This window comes from Microbacterium sp. SZ1, from assembly GCF_002362255.1.
GTDB lineage: Bacteria > Actinomycetota > Actinomycetes > Actinomycetales > Microbacteriaceae > Microbacterium.
On record NZ_LPVV01000038.1, the window covers coordinates 175,684 to 191,471 of the forward strand.

General features: G+C 68.8%; 14 protein-coding genes and 1 tRNA gene. 9 read left to right on the forward strand and 6 right to left on the reverse strand.

The annotated features are described in order from the left end of the window. Window positions 1–4: 4 nt before the first annotated feature. Genes tal through pgl form a run of 5 tightly spaced genes read left to right on the forward strand, consistent with a single transcriptional unit; the run spans window position 5 to window position 6,011 of the window. Window positions 5–1,117 carry a transaldolase gene (gene tal, locus AUC47_RS12595; RefSeq protein WP_096715517.1) on the forward strand — a complete coding sequence of 371 codons (1,113 nt, stop codon included), beginning with the start codon at window positions 5–7 and terminating at the stop codon, window positions 1,115–1,117. After that, window positions 1,114–2,721, forward strand: coding sequence for a glucose-6-phosphate isomerase (locus AUC47_RS12600; RefSeq protein ID WP_096715518.1), 1,608 nt, complete (start codon window positions 1,114–1,116; stop codon window positions 2,719–2,721). The genes tal and AUC47_RS12600 overlap by 4 nt, the downstream gene beginning before the upstream one ends. A gap of 22 nt (window positions 2,722–2,743) precedes the next feature. Continuing rightward, on the forward strand, window positions 2,744–4,294 hold the full coding sequence (zwf, locus tag AUC47_RS12605; RefSeq protein ID WP_096715519.1) for a glucose-6-phosphate dehydrogenase: 1,551 nt from the start codon (window positions 2,744–2,746) through the stop codon (window positions 4,292–4,294). Then, entirely contained in the window at window positions 4,291–5,226 is a 936-nt protein-coding gene (locus AUC47_RS12610) for a glucose-6-phosphate dehydrogenase assembly protein OpcA (protein ID WP_096715520.1), read from the forward strand. The genes zwf and AUC47_RS12610 overlap by 4 nt, the downstream gene beginning before the upstream one ends. A gap of 5 nt (window positions 5,227–5,231) precedes the next feature. Beyond that, entirely contained in the window at window positions 5,232–6,011 is a 780-nt protein-coding gene (gene pgl, locus AUC47_RS12615; RefSeq protein ID WP_373557866.1) for a 6-phosphogluconolactonase, read from the forward strand. 12 nt (window positions 6,012–6,023) lie between these two features. On the opposite strand, the gene AUC47_RS12620 is transcribed toward pgl, so the two are convergent. Next, window positions 6,024–7,046, reverse strand: a complete 1,023-nt coding sequence (locus AUC47_RS12620; RefSeq protein ID WP_143740743.1) for a DMT family transporter — start codon at window positions 7,044–7,046, stop codon at window positions 6,024–6,026. Window positions 7,047–7,107: 61 nt separating this feature from the next. Here AUC47_RS12620 and def point away from each other — a divergent pair, with 61 nt between their 5' ends. Further along, the gene (gene def / locus AUC47_RS12625) at window positions 7,108–7,674 is read left to right on the forward strand and encodes a peptide deformylase (protein ID WP_096715522.1); all 567 of its coding nucleotides are present in this window, start codon (window positions 7,108–7,110) and stop codon (window positions 7,672–7,674) included. Window positions 7,675–7,795: 121 nt separating this feature from the next. After that, window positions 7,796–8,311, forward strand: coding sequence for a septum formation family protein (locus AUC47_RS12630; protein WP_096715523.1), 516 nt, complete (start codon window positions 7,796–7,798; stop codon window positions 8,309–8,311). 124 nt (window positions 8,312–8,435) lie between these two features. Here AUC47_RS12630 and AUC47_RS12635 read toward each other — a convergent pair. From AUC47_RS12635 to dusB, 5 genes are all read right to left on the reverse strand, one after another. After that, window positions 8,436–8,511 (reverse strand) — tRNA-Asn (locus tag AUC47_RS12635). Between the two features lie 97 nt (window positions 8,512–8,608). Beyond that, entirely contained in the window at window positions 8,609–9,382 is a 774-nt protein-coding gene (locus tag AUC47_RS12640; protein WP_096715524.1) for an ATP-binding cassette domain-containing protein, read from the reverse strand. Between the two features lie 36 nt (window positions 9,383–9,418). After that, window positions 9,419–11,287, reverse strand: a complete 1,869-nt coding sequence (gene dnaG / locus AUC47_RS12645; RefSeq protein WP_096715525.1) for a DNA primase — start codon at window positions 11,285–11,287, stop codon at window positions 9,419–9,421. Beyond that, entirely contained in the window at window positions 11,287–12,657 is a 1,371-nt protein-coding gene (locus AUC47_RS12650) for a deoxyguanosinetriphosphate triphosphohydrolase (protein WP_256999572.1), read from the reverse strand. The genes dnaG and AUC47_RS12650 overlap by 1 nt, the downstream gene beginning before the upstream one ends. A 4-nt stretch (window positions 12,658–12,661) precedes the next feature. Further along, complete coding sequence (gene dusB, locus AUC47_RS12655; RefSeq protein ID WP_096715527.1) at window positions 12,662–13,816, reverse strand: tRNA dihydrouridine synthase DusB; 1,155 nt, start codon at window positions 13,814–13,816, stop codon at window positions 12,662–12,664. A gap of 59 nt (window positions 13,817–13,875) precedes the next feature. Between dusB and AUC47_RS12660 the strand changes: the two genes are divergently transcribed. Both AUC47_RS12660 and AUC47_RS12665 read left to right on the forward strand, forming a co-directional pair. Beyond that, the gene (locus AUC47_RS12660) at window positions 13,876–14,367 is read left to right on the forward strand and encodes a glutathione peroxidase (RefSeq protein ID WP_096715750.1); all 492 of its coding nucleotides are present in this window, start codon (window positions 13,876–13,878) and stop codon (window positions 14,365–14,367) included. Window positions 14,368–14,525: 158 nt separating this feature from the next. Further along, window positions 14,526–15,740, forward strand: a complete 1,215-nt coding sequence (locus AUC47_RS12665) for a metallophosphoesterase family protein (protein ID WP_179297622.1) — start codon at window positions 14,526–14,528, stop codon at window positions 15,738–15,740. The last annotated feature ends 48 nt before the right edge of the window (window positions 15,741–15,788 follow it).

Below are 15,788 nucleotides of genomic sequence, written 5' to 3' on the forward strand. Positions count from 1 at the left end.
TCCCATGAGCACCCCCACCGCAGACCTCGCAGCAGCCGGCGTCAGCATCTGGCTCGACGACCTCTCCCGCACGCGCATCTCGTCGGGAAACCTGCAGGAGCTGATCGACACGAAGAACGTCGTGGGCGTCACCACGAACCCGACCATCTTCGCCAACGCGATCACCAACAAGAACGACACCTCGTACGACGCGCAGCTCACCGAGCTCGCCGCATCCGGCACCACCGCCGAGGATGCCGTCTTCGCGGCCACCACGCAGGACGTCGCCGACGCGCTCGATGTGTTCCGCCCCGTGTGGGAGAAGTCCGACCATGTCGACGGCCGCGTCTCGATCGAGGTCTCCCCCGATCTCGCGCATGACACCGAGGGCACGGTCGCCTCGGCGAAGCAGCTGTGGTCGAAGATCGACCGTCCGAATCTGCTCGTCAAGATCCCGGCCACGAAGGCCGGCCTCCCCGCCATCACCGAGGCGATCGCGGCCGGGATCAGCGTCAACGTGACGCTGATCTTCAGCCTGGAGCGCTACGCCGAGGTCATCGACGCGTACCTCACCGGCCTCGAGAAGGCGAAGGCCGCGGGCACCGATCTGTCGACCATCCACTCGGTCGCGTCGTTCTTCGTGTCGCGCGTCGACACCGAGACCGACAAGCGACTCGAGGCCATCGGCTCCGACGAGGCCGCGGCGCTCAAGGGCAAGGCCGGACTGGCTAACGCCCGTCTCGCGTACGAGCTGTTCGAGAAGACCTTCGCCGAGAAGCGCGCGCAGGACCTCCTCGCGGCCGGCGCCAACCTGCAGCGTCCGCTGTGGGCGTCGACCGGTGTCAAGGACCCGAGCCTGCCCGACACCCTCTACGTGACCGAGCTGGTCGCGAACGGCGTCGTGAACACGATGCCCGAGAAGACCCTCGACGCCACGTTCGACCACGGCGTCATCACGGGCGACACCATCACGAGCGGATACGCCGAGGCGCACGAGGTCTTCGACCGGCTCGCCGCCGTCGGCATCGATCTCGTCGACGTGACCCAGGTGCTCGAGGACGAGGGCGTCGCCAAGTTCATCGACTCGTGGCACGACCTCCTCGGTCAGGTGACCGAGGCGCTGGAGGCCCAGCGATGACATTCGCGATCCACGCGTCGGGAGCGGCGCGTGTCGCGATCGATGAGACCGTCCCGGCTCTCGTCCGCGATCTCGTCGCCTCGCGCATCACGAGCGGCGACGCCACCCTCTGGGGTCCTGCTGCCGAGGCCGAGGCCTCGGTGCGCCTCGGCTGGGTGGAGGCCGTGTCGATCTCGCGGCCTCTGGTCGCCGAGATCATCGCTCTGCGCGACGAGCTGCAGGCGAAGGGCGTGACCCGTGTGGTCCTCGCGGGGATGGGCGGATCGTCGCTGGCCCCCGAGGTCATCGCACAGACCGCCGGCGTTCCGCTCACGATCCTCGACTCGACGGCGCCCGGCCAGGTGCTCGCCGCCCTCGACGACGGCCTGGAGCAGACGGCGCTCGTGGTCTCTTCCAAGTCGGGGTCGACCGTCGAGACGGACTCGCAGCGTCGCACTTTCGAAGCTGCCTTCCGCGACCTCGGCATCGACCCGACCGACCGCATCATCGTCGTCACCGACCCGGGCTCTCCGCTCGACTCCTCGGCGCGCGAGGCGGGCTACCGCGTGTTCAACGCCGACGCGAACGTCGGTGGACGCTACTCGGCGCTCACCGCGTTCGGACTCGTGCCCTCCGGCCTCGCCGGTGTCGACATCGACGAGCTGCTGAACGAGGCCGAGGCGTCGCTGCTCGAGGTCGCCGTCGACTCGGCCGAGAACCCCGCGCTGCGCCTCGGTGCCGCGATCGCCGCCACGTCGCCCCGCCGCGACAAGCTCGGCCTCGTGACCGACGGCACCCACATCAACGGTCTGCCGGACTGGATCGAGCAGCTGATCGCCGAATCGACCGGGAAGGACGCCACCGGCATCCTTCCCGTCGTGCTGCTGCCGGTCTCGCCCGAGCTCGAGACGGAGCCCGCCGATCTGCAGATCGTGCGGCTCGTCGACGACGCCGCCGAGTTCCACCTGCGTGAGCGCCACCAGGGCGAGATCCTGGTGAGCGGCACGCTGGGCGCGCAGTTCATCGTGTGGGAGTACGCGACGGCTATCGCCGGGCACCTGCTCGGGATCAACCCGTTCGATCAGCCCGACGTCGAGTCCGCGAAGGTGGCCGCGCGCGGTCTGCTCGACGCCCGCCCCGAGGCGACCGCCCCGGTCTTCGTCCAGGACGGCGTCGAGGTGCGCGTGTCGGACCCGGCGCTCGCGACCTCCGGCAACGTCGAAGGAGTGCTCGACGCGCTCTGGGCGCGACTCCCCGAAGACGGATACGTCTCGATCCAGGCCTACGTGAACCGCCTCGACCTGCCGCAGCTGCAGGGTCTCCGTGAACTCGTGGCTGCCGACTCCAGTCGCCCGACCACGTTCGGCTGGGGCCCGCGCTTCCTGCACTCCACGGGCCAGTACCACAAGGGCGGTCCGGCTCAGGGCGTGTACCTGCAGATCCTGGAGCGTACCGACGTCGACCTCGAGATCCCCGGTCGACCGTTCACGTTCGGTCAGCTCATCGAGGCGCAGGCCGCCGGCGACGCCGGTGTCCTCGCCGAGCACGGTCGTCCGGTCGTCACCCTGACGATCACCGATTCGTCGGCCGACGTGCTCACCCTCTTCGAAGCAGCTCAGAAGTAACAGCCTGGAGAATCCCCCACCGATGTCCGTTCCCATCTCGCGCGCACACAACCCGCTGCGCGACCCCGACGACCGCCGCCTCAACCGGATCGCCGGGCCCAGCGCCCTCGTGATCTTCGGCGTCACGGGCGACCTGTCCCGCAAGAAGCTCATGCCGGCCGTGTACGACCTGGCCAATCGCGGTCTGCTTCCTCCCGGCTTCGCTCTCGTCGGGTTCGCGCGACGCGACTGGGAGGACCAGGACTTCGCCCAGGTCGTCTACGACGCGGTCAAGCAGCACGCACGCACGCCGTTCCGTGAGGAGACGTGGACGCAGCTGCTGCAGGGCATCCGCTTCGTGTCGGGCGAGTTCGACAACCCCGAGTCGTTCAGCAAGCTGCGCGAGACGGTCGAGAAGCTCGACGTCGAGCGCGGCACGATGGGCAACCACGCCTACTATCTGTCGATCCCGCCGAAGGACTTCCCGCTCGTCGCGAAGCAGCTGAAGGACTCCGGTCTGGTCGGAGCCGACGCCGACGATGCCGAGCACTGGCGCCGAGTGGTGATCGAGAAGCCGTTCGGGCACGACCTGGAGTCTGCTCGCGAGCTGAACGAGGCTCTCGAGGTCGCGTTCGCGCCCGACTCGATCTTCCGGATCGACCACTACCTGGGCAAGGAGACGGTGCAGAACATCCTGGCGCTGCGCTTCGCCAACGAGCTGTACGAGCCGATCTGGAACCGCAACTACGTCGACCACGTGCAGATCACGATGGCCGAGGACATCGGAGTGGGCGGCCGGGCCGGCTACTACGACGGTGTCGGCGCGGCGCGCGACGTCATCCAGAACCACCTCCTGCAGCTTCTCGCGCTCACCGCGATGGAGGAGCCGATCAGCCTCTCCGCCGAGCACCTGCGTGCCGAGAAGGAGAAGGTGCTCGCGGCGGTCCACGTACCCGACGATCTCTCCCTCGCCACGGCGCGCGGTCAGTACGCCGGCGGCTGGCAGGGCGGCGAGCAGGTCACCGGCTTCCTCGACGAGGACGGCATGGACCCGAAGTCGGCCACCGAGACGTACGCCGCGATCAAGCTCGAGATCGACACGCGCCGTTGGGCGGGAGTGCCGTTCTACCTCCGCACCGGCAAGCGTCTCGGACGCCGTGTGACCGAGGTCGCCGTCGTGTTCAAGCGCGCGCCCGAGCACCTGTTCGGCCGCTCCAACGCCTCGGAGCTCGGTCAGAACGCGCTCGTGATCCGCGTGCAGCCCGACGAGGGCGTGACGATCCGCTTCGGGTCGAAGGTCCCGGGCAACGGCACCAACGTGCGCGACGTCACGATGGACTTCGGCTACGGCCACGCGTTCACCGAGGCGAGTCCCGAGGCCTACGAGCGCCTCATCCTCGACGTCCTGCTCGGCGACCCGCCCCTGTTCCCCCGCCACGAAGAGGTCGAGCTCTCCTGGAAGATCCTCGACCCCGTGGAGAAGTACTGGGCCTCCACCGGCGGGCCCGTGGACCAGTACGCACCCGGATCGTGGGGCCCGAAGTCGGCCGACGATCTTCTTGCCCGCGACGGACGAGTCTGGAGACGACCGTGATCATCGACCTTCCCGACACGACCGTCAGCCAGGTCGCCAAGCAGCTCGTCAAGGTGCGTGAGGAGGGCGGCGCCGTCGCCCTCGGTCGCGTGCTGACGCTGGTGATCTCCGCCCGTAACGGGATCGCCGAGGCCGCGATCGACGCGGCGAACGACGCCTCCCGCGAGCACCCGATGCGGGTGATCGTGCTCACCACCGGCGAGGGCGAGGCGCACCTCGACGCGCAGATCCGGGTCGGCGGTGATGCAGGAGCCAGCGAGGTCGTCGTGCTGCGCGCCTACGGCGCGGCCGCCAGCAACCAGGAGAGCCTCGTCACCGGCCTGCTGCTGCCCGACGCCCCCGTGGTGGCCTGGTGGCCCGAGGAGGCCCCGACATCGCCCGCGACCTCGCCCCTCGGCAAGATCGCGGCGCGACGGATCACCGATGCCGCGACCTCGCCCGACGTGCGCGACCGCCTGGCGCTGCTGAGCAAGACGCACGAGCCCGGCGACACCGACCTCGCCTGGACGCGCCTCACGCACTGGCGCGAGCAGCTCGCCGCCGTGCTCGACCAGCCGCCGTTCGAAGAGGTCACCGGCGTCGAGGTGCGCGGCGCCTCCGCCTCCCCCTCGACGGCTCTGCTGGCCGCCTGGCTGCAGATGGCTCTCGACGTGCCGGTGAAATGGTCGTACGAGAACCCCGACGCGTGGCAGGAGGGCATCAAGTCGGTGCGTCTCACCCGCGCATCGGGCGACATCCTGCTAGAGCGTCCGAATCCCGGCGACGCCGTGCTCACACAGCCCGGTCAGCCGGATCACGACCTGCACCTCCCGCGCCGCACCCTGCGTGAGTGCCTCGCCGAGGAGCTGCGTCGCCTCGACCCCGACCTCCTGTACGGTCGAGTCATCACCGAGGGCTGGGAGAAGCTGGGTCCGCCCGAGACAGGAGCATGATGTCGATGCAGACAACGCCCGCGGAGAAGCGGGTCGTGGTCGAGACCACACCGGGAGCTGTCGCCGAGCGCGTCGCCGACCGGTTCCTCACGCGGCTTCGGGCTCGGACCCGCAACGGCCGCATCGCTCACGTCGCCCTCACGGGTGGATCCATGGGTGGTGCGGTGTTGCGGGCGACGCTCGAGCACCCGCGCGCGGCGAACATCGACTGGTCGCTGGTGCACTTCTGGTGGGGCGACGAGCGGTGGGTCGCCCGAGACGACGCCGACCGGAACGCCGTGCAGTCTAGAGCCGCGCTCCTCGACCACATCCCGGTCCCTCCGGAGAACATCCACGAGACGGCTGCCGCCGGCGAGGGGCTGACCCTCGACGAGGCCGCCGAGGCCTATGCCGCCGAGCTCGCACAGTTCGGAACGGATGAGAACCCGTGGCCGTCGTTCGCCGTATGCTTCCTCGGAGTCGGTCCCGACGGTCACATCGCGTCGCTGTTCCCGGATCGTCCGGAGGTGACCGTGACGGACGCGGCCGTCCTGCCGGTGCGCAACTCGCCCAAACCGCCACCCGAGCGGATCACCCTCACGCGCCCTGTACTCAACGCCTCGAAGCGCGTGTGGCTGGTGCTGACCGGTGCCGACAAGGCGTCAGCGCTCGGTCTGGCCCTCGCCGGCGCCAGCTACACGAGCGTTCCCGCCGCCGGCGCCAAGGGGCGCAAGCGGACGGTCTTCTTCGTTGACGACGCAGCAGCATCCGAGGTCTCCCCGGATCTCATCGATCCGGCGTACTGACGCTCGCGCGCCTCAGGCTTCCGCGTCGCTCGCCGACCCGGAGGCCTGAGTCCCGGGCTGCTGGGGTGCACCCGAGCCATCGCTGCCGCGCGTGATTCCCAGCTCCTGGCTGTCGCTGATCACCTGCGGGTGGTAGCGCGCGAGACCCACGACACCCCAGACCGCGATCGCACCGGCGACGCCGAAGATCACGAGCACCCACGGCGGAGCGGCAGCGGCTTCGCCGAGCACGATCATTCCGATCAGCACGGCGATCAGCGGGTCGACCACCGTGAGTCCAGCGATCACGAGGTCCGGAGGACCGGAGCTGTACGCGGTCTGCACGAAGTAGGCACCGACGGCAGCTGCCGCGATCAGCGCGATCACGCACACGATCGTGATCCATTCGAAGTCGCCCGCCTGCACGCGCTTGATGACGACCTTCGCCAGAGTCGCGACGAATCCGTAGAGGATCCCGGCGCCGATCACGTAGAAGAGAGCGCGCATGCGGTGGCGGAGGATGAGCCAGCAGGCGCCGAGCACGATGATGACGACGAGCAGGATTGCGAGGATCGTGAACAGCTCGGTGTCAGTGACGTCCTTCTCGGTGGCGAAGATCGCCGCGAAGAAGACGAAGAGGAAGATCCCGCCCACGCAGGCGATGATCGCCGTGATCGACTGTCTCGTGGGCGAGTGACCCGAGATGCGGGCGTTCAGCAGTGTCGTCATCACGAGCGCGATCGCGCCGAGCGGCTGGACGACGATCAGCGGCGCCTGCACCAGGGCCGCGAGTTGGCACACGATCGCGAGACCCAGCATCAACGTTCCGGCTATCCACGACGGTCGGGTGAGCAGACCTCGCACCTGGGCGAGACTGAGTCCGCTCGTGCCGGTCGATCCGCTGAGCCGCTCGACCTTCTCCACCCCGCGGTGCTGATACTGAGCGCCGAGCGACATGAAGACGGCTCCGGCGAGGGCGAGAGGGATGCCGAGGAGCAGTCCGGGGTTCTGGAAGGCGCCCACCAGCTGCTCGGTGACGTCGTCCGCCCCAGCCATCCATACGGAGATGCTCACACTACGACCCTACCCGCCGATCCTCGCCGGATAGGGTTATGGCGTGGCTGTACTTCCGATTCGCATCATGGGCGACCCCGTCCTGCACTCCCCCGCCTCGCCCGTCGAGGAGATCACCGAGGAGGTGCGGACCCTCGTCGCCGACATGTTCGAGACGATGGATGCCGCACCGGGCGTCGGCCTCGCTGCGCCTCAGGTCGGAGTGCCGCTACGCATCTACACCTACACCTACGTCGACGACGACGATCAGCCCTGGCGCGGCGTCATCATCAATCCCGAGCTGTGGATGGTGCCGCTGGAGCCGGGCGAACCTGACGAGGAGCTCGAGTCGGAGGGTTGCCTCTCCTTCCCCGGGGAGCGGTTCGCGCTGCGTCGGTCGGAGCGCGTCCGGGTCACCGGGATCGACCTCGAGGGAGCTCCGGTGGAGATCTCGGTGGACGGATGGCGCGCCCGCATCATGCAGCACGAGTTCGACCACCTCGACGGCATCCTCTACATCGACCGCCTCTCCGACCGCGACTGGAAGACGGTGCAGAAGATCGCCAAGAAGCGTGGCTGGGGCCGCCCGGGCGCCGCCTGGATGCCGGGAGTCGACGACCTGGAAGGCTGACACACCTTTCAGCCCGCTCACAGGCTCTATGGAGTTGCATCACAGACTCCGACCCCTATAGCGTTCTTCGGGGCGGGATACCGATATTCCGTGCCACCAAGAGGCTCTGGGAGGGGTAGTCATGATGAAACTGCGCACACGTCGCGCACTCGCGCTCGCCGGTTCGGCGGTGGCGCTGTCGGTCGCACTGACGGGTTGTAGCGCGCTGAACGGGATCCTCGGCGGGGGTTCCGGCGACGCCGACCGCGACGAGGAGACCGGCCAGGTCACCGAAAGCGCGAACATCGACATCTTCTCGCTCAAGCTGGGCGACTGCAAGATGGCAAGCGCCACGGGCCTCATCGAGGACGCAGACGTCGTGCCGTGCGACCAGCCGCACGATGAAGAGGTCTACTACGAGATCACGATGGACGACGGCGAGTTCTCGGAGGACGCCATCGACACGGCGTCGCAGGAATGCATCGGCGACGCGTACACCAACTTCGTCGGTATCGCGTTCCAGGAGTCGACCCTCGAGGTCTACCCCATCACGCCGACCCAGCAGACCTGGGATGAGCTGAACGACCGCGTCGTGCAGTGCGTCATCTCCGACCCGGCCGGGCAGACGACCGGTTCCCTGAAGGGCGCCGCTCGCTGATTCGACGCGCACCCGCAGAGAGGGCCTCGCCGATCGGCGGGGCCCTCTCTGCGTGTCGGGCGTGCGTGGAGACGCGGTCCGGGAAAAGGAGAACCCCTGGCCTTCAGACGAAGGCCAGGGGTCTTGGCTCCCCGGCTTGGACTCGAACCAAGAACCTGCCGGTTAACAGCCGGCTGCTCTGCCAATTGAGCTACCGAGGAATGTGCTCCGCTGCGCGGGCAACTCGTCAATCCTAGCAAACTCCGACGCGTGCTCGTGACACGAGCCGCACATCGGGCGTGTCGACGCGGGGCGGTCTCACCGCTGCGAATCCGCCTCCGCGTTGGGCACCCAGAGCAGGTCCTTGCCCACTCCCCTGGCGACGACGTGCCCGCTCCGGAGCATGAGGGTCTCGGCATTCAGCTCGCGGATGAAGGCCGCGTCATTGGTGACCAGCAGTGCGCCCATCCCCTCCTCCTTCCGGCGTCGGGTGATCGCGTCGAACACGACCGGGCGCACCTCGAGATCGAGGTTAGCGAGGATCTCGTCGGCGATCAGCACGCGGGGCTCGAGGACGAACGACCGGGCGATCGCCACGCGCTGGCGCATGCCGGCGCTGAGCTCGTAGGGAAATTTCGCGGCGGTGCCGAGCGGCAGGTGCAGCTCGTCGAGCAGCGTGGCGACCCGGATCGACAGAGCCTTGGCGTTGACGCGCTTCTCGCGGATGAGGATCGGCTCGGCGATCACCTCGTTGACCGTAAGCCGGGGCGGCAGGTCGGCGCCCGCGCCCTGGGGCACGAACCCGGTCCGGTAGGTCAGCAGCCGGTGCTTGCGCCCTGGTCGACGCACGTCGACTCCGCACACCTGGGCGCTCCCGCCGACGACGCGTACCGAGGGATCGGTCGAGCCGGCGAGAGCGGCCACGAGGGTCGACTTGCCCGACCCGGTGGGCCCCGCGACGCAGATGAGCTCTCCTGGGCGCAGCGTGAAGCTGACGCCATCGACGGCGCGGGTCGGAGCGCTGTGCCCGATGCGATCGATCACCAGATCAGAGCAGTCGATCGCGTTGGTCGATTCGGGCCGAGAGAACATGGGTCCATCCTGCCGTGCCGACGGGTGCGAGCCCCTTTACGACTCGGCGAAGCGCTGGCGTTCCGCGTCGATGTCGCGAAGACGCATGCGTAGCGCGCGGCCGCCGTCGGAGTCGGCCGGCACCCGCTGCACCGCGCCCAGCAGCTCCTGCTTCTCATGCTCGAGGCCGCGCATGATGAGACGGCGGGCGAGGTCGGTCGCCGACGCCACCGCACCCTCTTCGTCGCGCGCCGGGAACGGCGTCATCAGCAGCTCCCCCGCCAAGGAGCGGTAGGGCTCGCGCACCGCATTGACGGCCTCGGTGACCCATCCGGCCCTGGTGCGGTCGGGTGCCGCTGCCACGGCCTCACGGACGGCCTCGAGACCGGGCGTCCGGAACGGGCCCTGGAGCGCTCGTGAGAGCAGCGGCTGGTCGAGCTGGTGACCGTACTGCAGCGCGCCCATCAGCGCGTCGCGCTCGACCGCGACGTCGGCGGTGCGGGGCAGACTCCCGAGCGTCACCGGCGTGAAGTGCTGACCGGGCGCGGCATCCCCGGACGGCGCCTCATCTCGGCGCTGGGGCTCGGGTCGGGCGGATGAACCGCCGCGGCGGGACACCCGTTCGACCTCGCTGTGCACCTCGGTCGGGTCCATGCCGAGCCGCCTCGCCAAGACGCGCTCGTAGCCCGGCCGCAGGAGCTGGTCCCTGATCTCCGCGACGATCGGCGCCGCCGCGCGCAGCGCGCCCACGCGCCCCTCGACGGTAGAGAGGTCGAAACCTCCGAGCTTGCGATCGATGGCGAACTCGAACATCGGCTGCTTGGAGTCCATGAGCGAGCGCACGGCCGCATCGCCGCGCTGCAGGCGAAGGTCGCAGGGGTCGAGGCCGTCCGGGGCCACCGCGACGAACGTCTGCGCGTTGAAGCGGTCGTCCTCGGTGAAGGCGCGGAGGGCCGCCTTCTGGCCGGCCTCATCGCCGTCGAACGTAAACACGACCTCACCCGACGCGTTGTCATCGCCCATCACGCGACGCAGCACCTTGATGTGCTCGGTGCCGAACGCTGTGCCACAGGTGGCGATGGCCGTGGTGAGTCCTGCGAGGTGGCAGGCCATGACGTCGGTGTACCCCTCCACCACGACGACCCGACGAGGGTCGCCCCGCGAGATGTCGCGTTTGGCGAGGTCGAGGCCGTACAGCACCTGCGCCTTCTTGTAGATCGGCGTCTCGGGGGTGTTGAGGTACTTCGGGCCGGGATCGTCGTCGAAGAGCTTGCGCGCGCCGAAGCCGATCGTCTGCCCCGACACGTCGCGGATCGGCCACACCAGCCGTCCTCGGAAGCGGTCGTAGACGCCGCGCTGTCCCTGCGACACGAGCCCTGCCGTGAGGAGCTCCTCGCGGGTGAACCCCTGAGCGCTCAACGCCTTGAGCATCCCGTCCCAGCCGCGAGGAGCGAAGCCGACACCGAAGTGCGCCGCGGCGCCGGCATCGAAGCCCCGTTCCCCGAGGAAGCGGCGTCCTGTCTCGGCATCCGCCGTCAGCAGCTGCGAGCGAAAGAACTCCGCCGCCGCCGTGTTCGCCGCATAGAGACGGCTGCGACCGCTGGTCTCGGGTGCTGCTCCCCCGTCTTCGTAGTGCAGGGTGTAGCCGATGCGGCCGGCGAGGCGCTCGACCGCCTCCGTGAAGCTCACGTGGTCCATCTCGCGGAGGAACGAGTACACGTCGCCGGACTCGCCGCAGCCGAAGCAGTGGTAGTACCCCACCTGCGGACGCACGTGGAAGCTCGGGCTCTTCTCGTCGTGGAACGGGCAGAGGCCCTTGAGTGAGCCCACTCCGGCGGACTTGAGGGCGACGCGCTCGCCGACGATGTCGGCGATGTTGGTGCGGGCCTTGACCTCGTCGACGTCGGCCTGGCGGATGCGGGGCATCAGCGCACCCCTTCGATCACCGCCGCGGGCGGAGTGTGCATCCGTCCGCCCGGCCGCGCGTGCCGCGGAGTCCAGATGCCGACCTCGGCCGGGTCGATCTCGCCGACGAGCCGGTTGTGCCAGTCGATCGCGCTCTGGTCGGTGAGACTCGCGATCTGGTCGACCACGACCCTGGCGCGCTCGGCGTCATCGGCGGCCGCGAGGAAGTCGGCCGAGAACGCCGGCTCCAGCACGTCGGCGCCGGCCGACCACAGCGCGTCGGTCGACCAGAGAGCGTCGGCGAGGCGCTTGAGCACTCGACGCTGCTCCTTGTAGACGCCCTTGCGCGCCTCGATCGTGACGATGGCCTGACCCATGATCCCTTTGAGCACCGCGATCTCGGCCTCGACCACTCGCGGTACGACGACGTGCGCGTTGTAGCGCACGAGCGCCGAACCCGCGTACGCCTCGCGCGTCGCCGAGACCGCCGCCCTCGCGAACCGTCCGATCAGATCGCTGGTGAGGTTCTTGAGCCGTGCGAGATCCCGCCGCGAGCGGTCGAACGACGACAGCCACATCGACTGCGACGAGAGCCGGTAGAGCGCGTCGGCCAGCTCGTCGCGGGTGAAGTCGTAGCCGACCCACTGCTGGATGCGATCGATCAGCGCGTCGTGCGCAAGGGGGTCGGAGAGCTGGGCGACGTCGACGTAGCCGTTGACGATCGCGTCCTCGAAGTCGTGGACCGAGTACCCGATGTCGTCGGAGAGGTCCATGATCTCGGCCTCGATGCAGCGCAGCCGGCCGGTGGCACCCTCGCGCATCCAGCGGAACACCGCCTCGTCCTCCGGGTAGACGCCGAACTTGAGACGGCCACCGGGATCGGGCACGGGGCTGTCAACCGTCCACGGGTACTTGCAGGTCGCGTCGAGACTCGCGCGGGTGAGGTTCAGCCCGACCGAGTGGCCGTCGTCGTCGATGACCTTCGCCTCGAGACGGGTGAGGATGCGCAGCGACTGCGCGTTGCCCTCGAAGCCGCCGATCGGCTCCGCCCACTCGTTGAGCGCGCGTTCGCCGTTGTGCCCGAAAGGCGGGTGACCGAGGTCGTGGCTGAGGCAGGCGGTGTCCACGACATCGGCCGAGACGCCGAGCGCCGAGGCCAGTTCGCGGCCGACCTGTGCGACCTCGAGCGAGTGGGTGAGTCGGTTGCGGGCGAAGTCCGCGGTGCTGGCCGGGCTCAGCACCTGGGTCTTGGCCGCGAGGCGCCGCAGCGCCGCGGAGTGGAGCACACGGGCGCGGTCGCGCGCGAAGTCGTCGCGCTCCGAGCGATGGGTCTCGGCGAAGAACCGCTCGGCGTCACGGGGGTCATAGCCATCCGCTCGAGCCGACGCCACGACCTCATCCGCCACTGTTCTCGATCTCCGCACCTCGCATCATCTCGGAGGCCGTCGCCGCGAGCTCGCGCGACTCCAGCCACTTGTCGGGCAGCGCCGGACGCTTCGGACGACCGGAACGGCCGCGCTGCCCCTCGGCATCCGCGCCGGGGTACGGCGCCGAGTGGTCGAGCTGGCCGAGCAGATCGTCGATCTCCTGGAGACTGGATGCCGTGGCGAGTCCGGTGCGGATGCCGCCCCCGACCGGATAGCCCTTGAAGTACCAGGCGACGTGCTTGCGGACGTCGCGGCATCCGCGGTCCTCGTCTTCGAAGAACTCGACGAGCAGCTCCGCGTGACGCTTGAAGGCGTCCGCGACGAAGCCGAGGTTCGCGTCGACGGTCTTGCCCTCGCCGCCGAACGCGTTGGCCAGCTCGCCGAACAGCCACGGGCGTCCGAGGCAGCCGCGCCCGACGACGACGCCGTCGCAGTCGGTCTGCTCCATCATGCGCACGGCGTCGCCGGCCGACCAGATGTCGCCGTTGCCGAGCACCGGGATGCTGGTCACCGCCTGCTTGAGCTCGCCGATGGCGTTCCAGTCGGCGAAGCCCGAGTAGAACTCGCTCGCGGTGCGGGCGTGCAGCGCGACGGCGGCCGCCCCGGCATCCTCCGCTGCGCGTCCCGCGTCGAGGAACGTGAGGTGATCGGGGTCGATGCCCTTGCGCATCTTGACCGTGAGCGGGATGTCGCCGGCGGCCTTGACCGCCTGCGTCACGATGTCGGCGAAGAGCGACGACTTCCACGGCAGCGCGGCGCCCCCGCCCTTGCGGGTGACCTTGGGCACCGGGCAGCCGAAGTTCAGGTCGATGTGGTCGGCGTGGTCCTCGGCGACGATGATGCGCACGGCGTCCGCGATGGTCTTCGGGTCGACGCCGTACAGCTGGATCGAGCGCGGCGTCTCCGACTCGTGATGGCGGATGAGGCGCATGGTCGTCTCGTTGCGCTCGACGAGGGCGCGGGACGTGATCATCTCGCTGACGTAGAGCCCGGCGCCGTATTCGCGGCACAGCCGACGGAAAGCCGTGTTCGTGATCCCCGCCATGGGCGCGAGCACGACGGGAACGTCGAGAGCGATCGGGCCGATGCGGAGGGTGGGAACGGGGGCGGTTGCGACAGTCATGACCTCTCCATTCTCCCAGACACGGGGCCGGTCGCGGCGCATCGACCTAAGCTGTGAAGATGAGCGATCCCGCAGTCCGTTCCATCCCCTTCCGCGACGCCGACGGCAACGAGAAGACCCTCGACGATCTGGGCGAGGTGGTGCTCGTGGTCAACGTCGCGTCGAAGTGCGGACTCACCCCGCAGTACGAGCAGCTGGAGGAGTTGCAACGCCTCTACGGCGACCGCGGATTCAGCGTCGTGGGCTTCCCGTGCAACCAGTTCTTCGGTCAGGAACCCGGATCGATGGAGCAGATCCTCGACTTCTGCTCGACCACCTACGGGGTGACCTTCCCGATCAACGACAAGGTCAAGGTGAACGGCAAGAACGCCGCCGACCTCTACAAGACGCTGAAGCAGACCGAGGATGCCGCCGGCAAGGCCGGCCGCGTCGAGTGGAACTTCGAGAAGTTCCTCGTGCTGCCCGACGGCGAGGTCATCCGCTTCCGTCCGAAGCAGAAGCCGGACGACCCCGCGATCGTCGGCGCGATCGAAGCCGCGCTGACGCGCTGATCCGCTCCTCGACCGCCGAGTTCACCCGCGCGTCACCCGCGCATCCGCCCTGCACAGGTCCGTCGGACGCGGCTCGTTCACCTGCTGGTCGGCTCGACGCCATTCATCGTCCCTAGTCTCACCGCGGCGAAGTTCGCTCGAGACGAAGGAGACCGACCATGCCCGACCACGTGCCGATCAGCCGGCGAACCGTCCTCACCGCGGGGGCGCTCGGCGCGCTCACCACCGCCCTCCCGCTCGGCGCCGCCGCGGCGCACGCCGACTCATCCGCGGAAGCCACGTCAGCGTCGCGACCGACGAAACCCGGCAAGGTCGGGCGACTGCAGTTCCGAGCCGACGGCACCTTCAAGGTCGTGCAGTTCAACGACACACAGGACGACGAGCTCACCGACCGCCGCACGGTGGAGCTGATCGAGAAGGTCCTGGATCAGGAGATGCCGGACTTCGTGGTCATCAACGGCGACGTCATCACGGGCGGATGCGAGACCCGGCTCGCCGTCAAGCAGGCGATCAACAACGTCGTCTGGCCGATGGAATCCCGCCAGATCCCGTGGGCGGTCACGTTCGGCAATCATGATGAGGACTCCCTGCCCCAATCGGGCGTCGACGAAGCGGGGATGCTGGCGATCTACCGCTCATACGACTACAACCTCAATGCCGACAACACCCGCGGAGTGACGGGCACCAGCAACACGATCGCGACCGTCGCGTCGTCGCGGAAGAAGAACCGCGAAGCCTTCGCGCTGTGGCTCATGGACTCCGGCCGCTACGCGCCTGAAGCGCTGAACGGCCAGGACTTCGCCGGGTACCCCACTTGGGACTGGGTGCGCATGGACCAGGTCGCCTGGTATCGCCAGCAGTCGCAGGAGCTGGAGAAGCGCCGCGGCGCGAAGGTTCCCGGCCTCATGTTCCTGCACATCGCGCTGTGGGAGCACCGCTTCATGTGGTGGGGCGGCGTGGACACGCGGACGGAGGCGGATGCGGCGCGGGGCCGGGTGCGTCACAACATCGTGGGCGAACGGAACGAGGACGAGTGCCCTGGGCCCTTCAACTCGGGGATGTTCAACGCGATCCTGGAGCGGGGAGACGTCAGAGGCGTCTTCGTCGGACACGATCACATCAACGACTACGTCGGTGACTACTACGGCGTGAAACTCGGCTACGCGCCGGGTACAGGCTTCGGCGCCTACGGCCTCGACGGTGCCGACCGCAACCGCATGCGCGGCGGTCGCGTGTTCGAACTCACGGAATCGGGTGAGGACGTGTCGATCGCGACGCGTGTCGTCTACGCCCGCGACCTCGGCATCGACCTCACGGCCGACGACCAGCCGATGGAGCCGCTCCCGCTCGCGCCGAAGCAGGAACGCCTCTGACGGTCGGAGACAGTAAGAGGCGGCGGGGCCGGGCACCCGCCGCCTCTG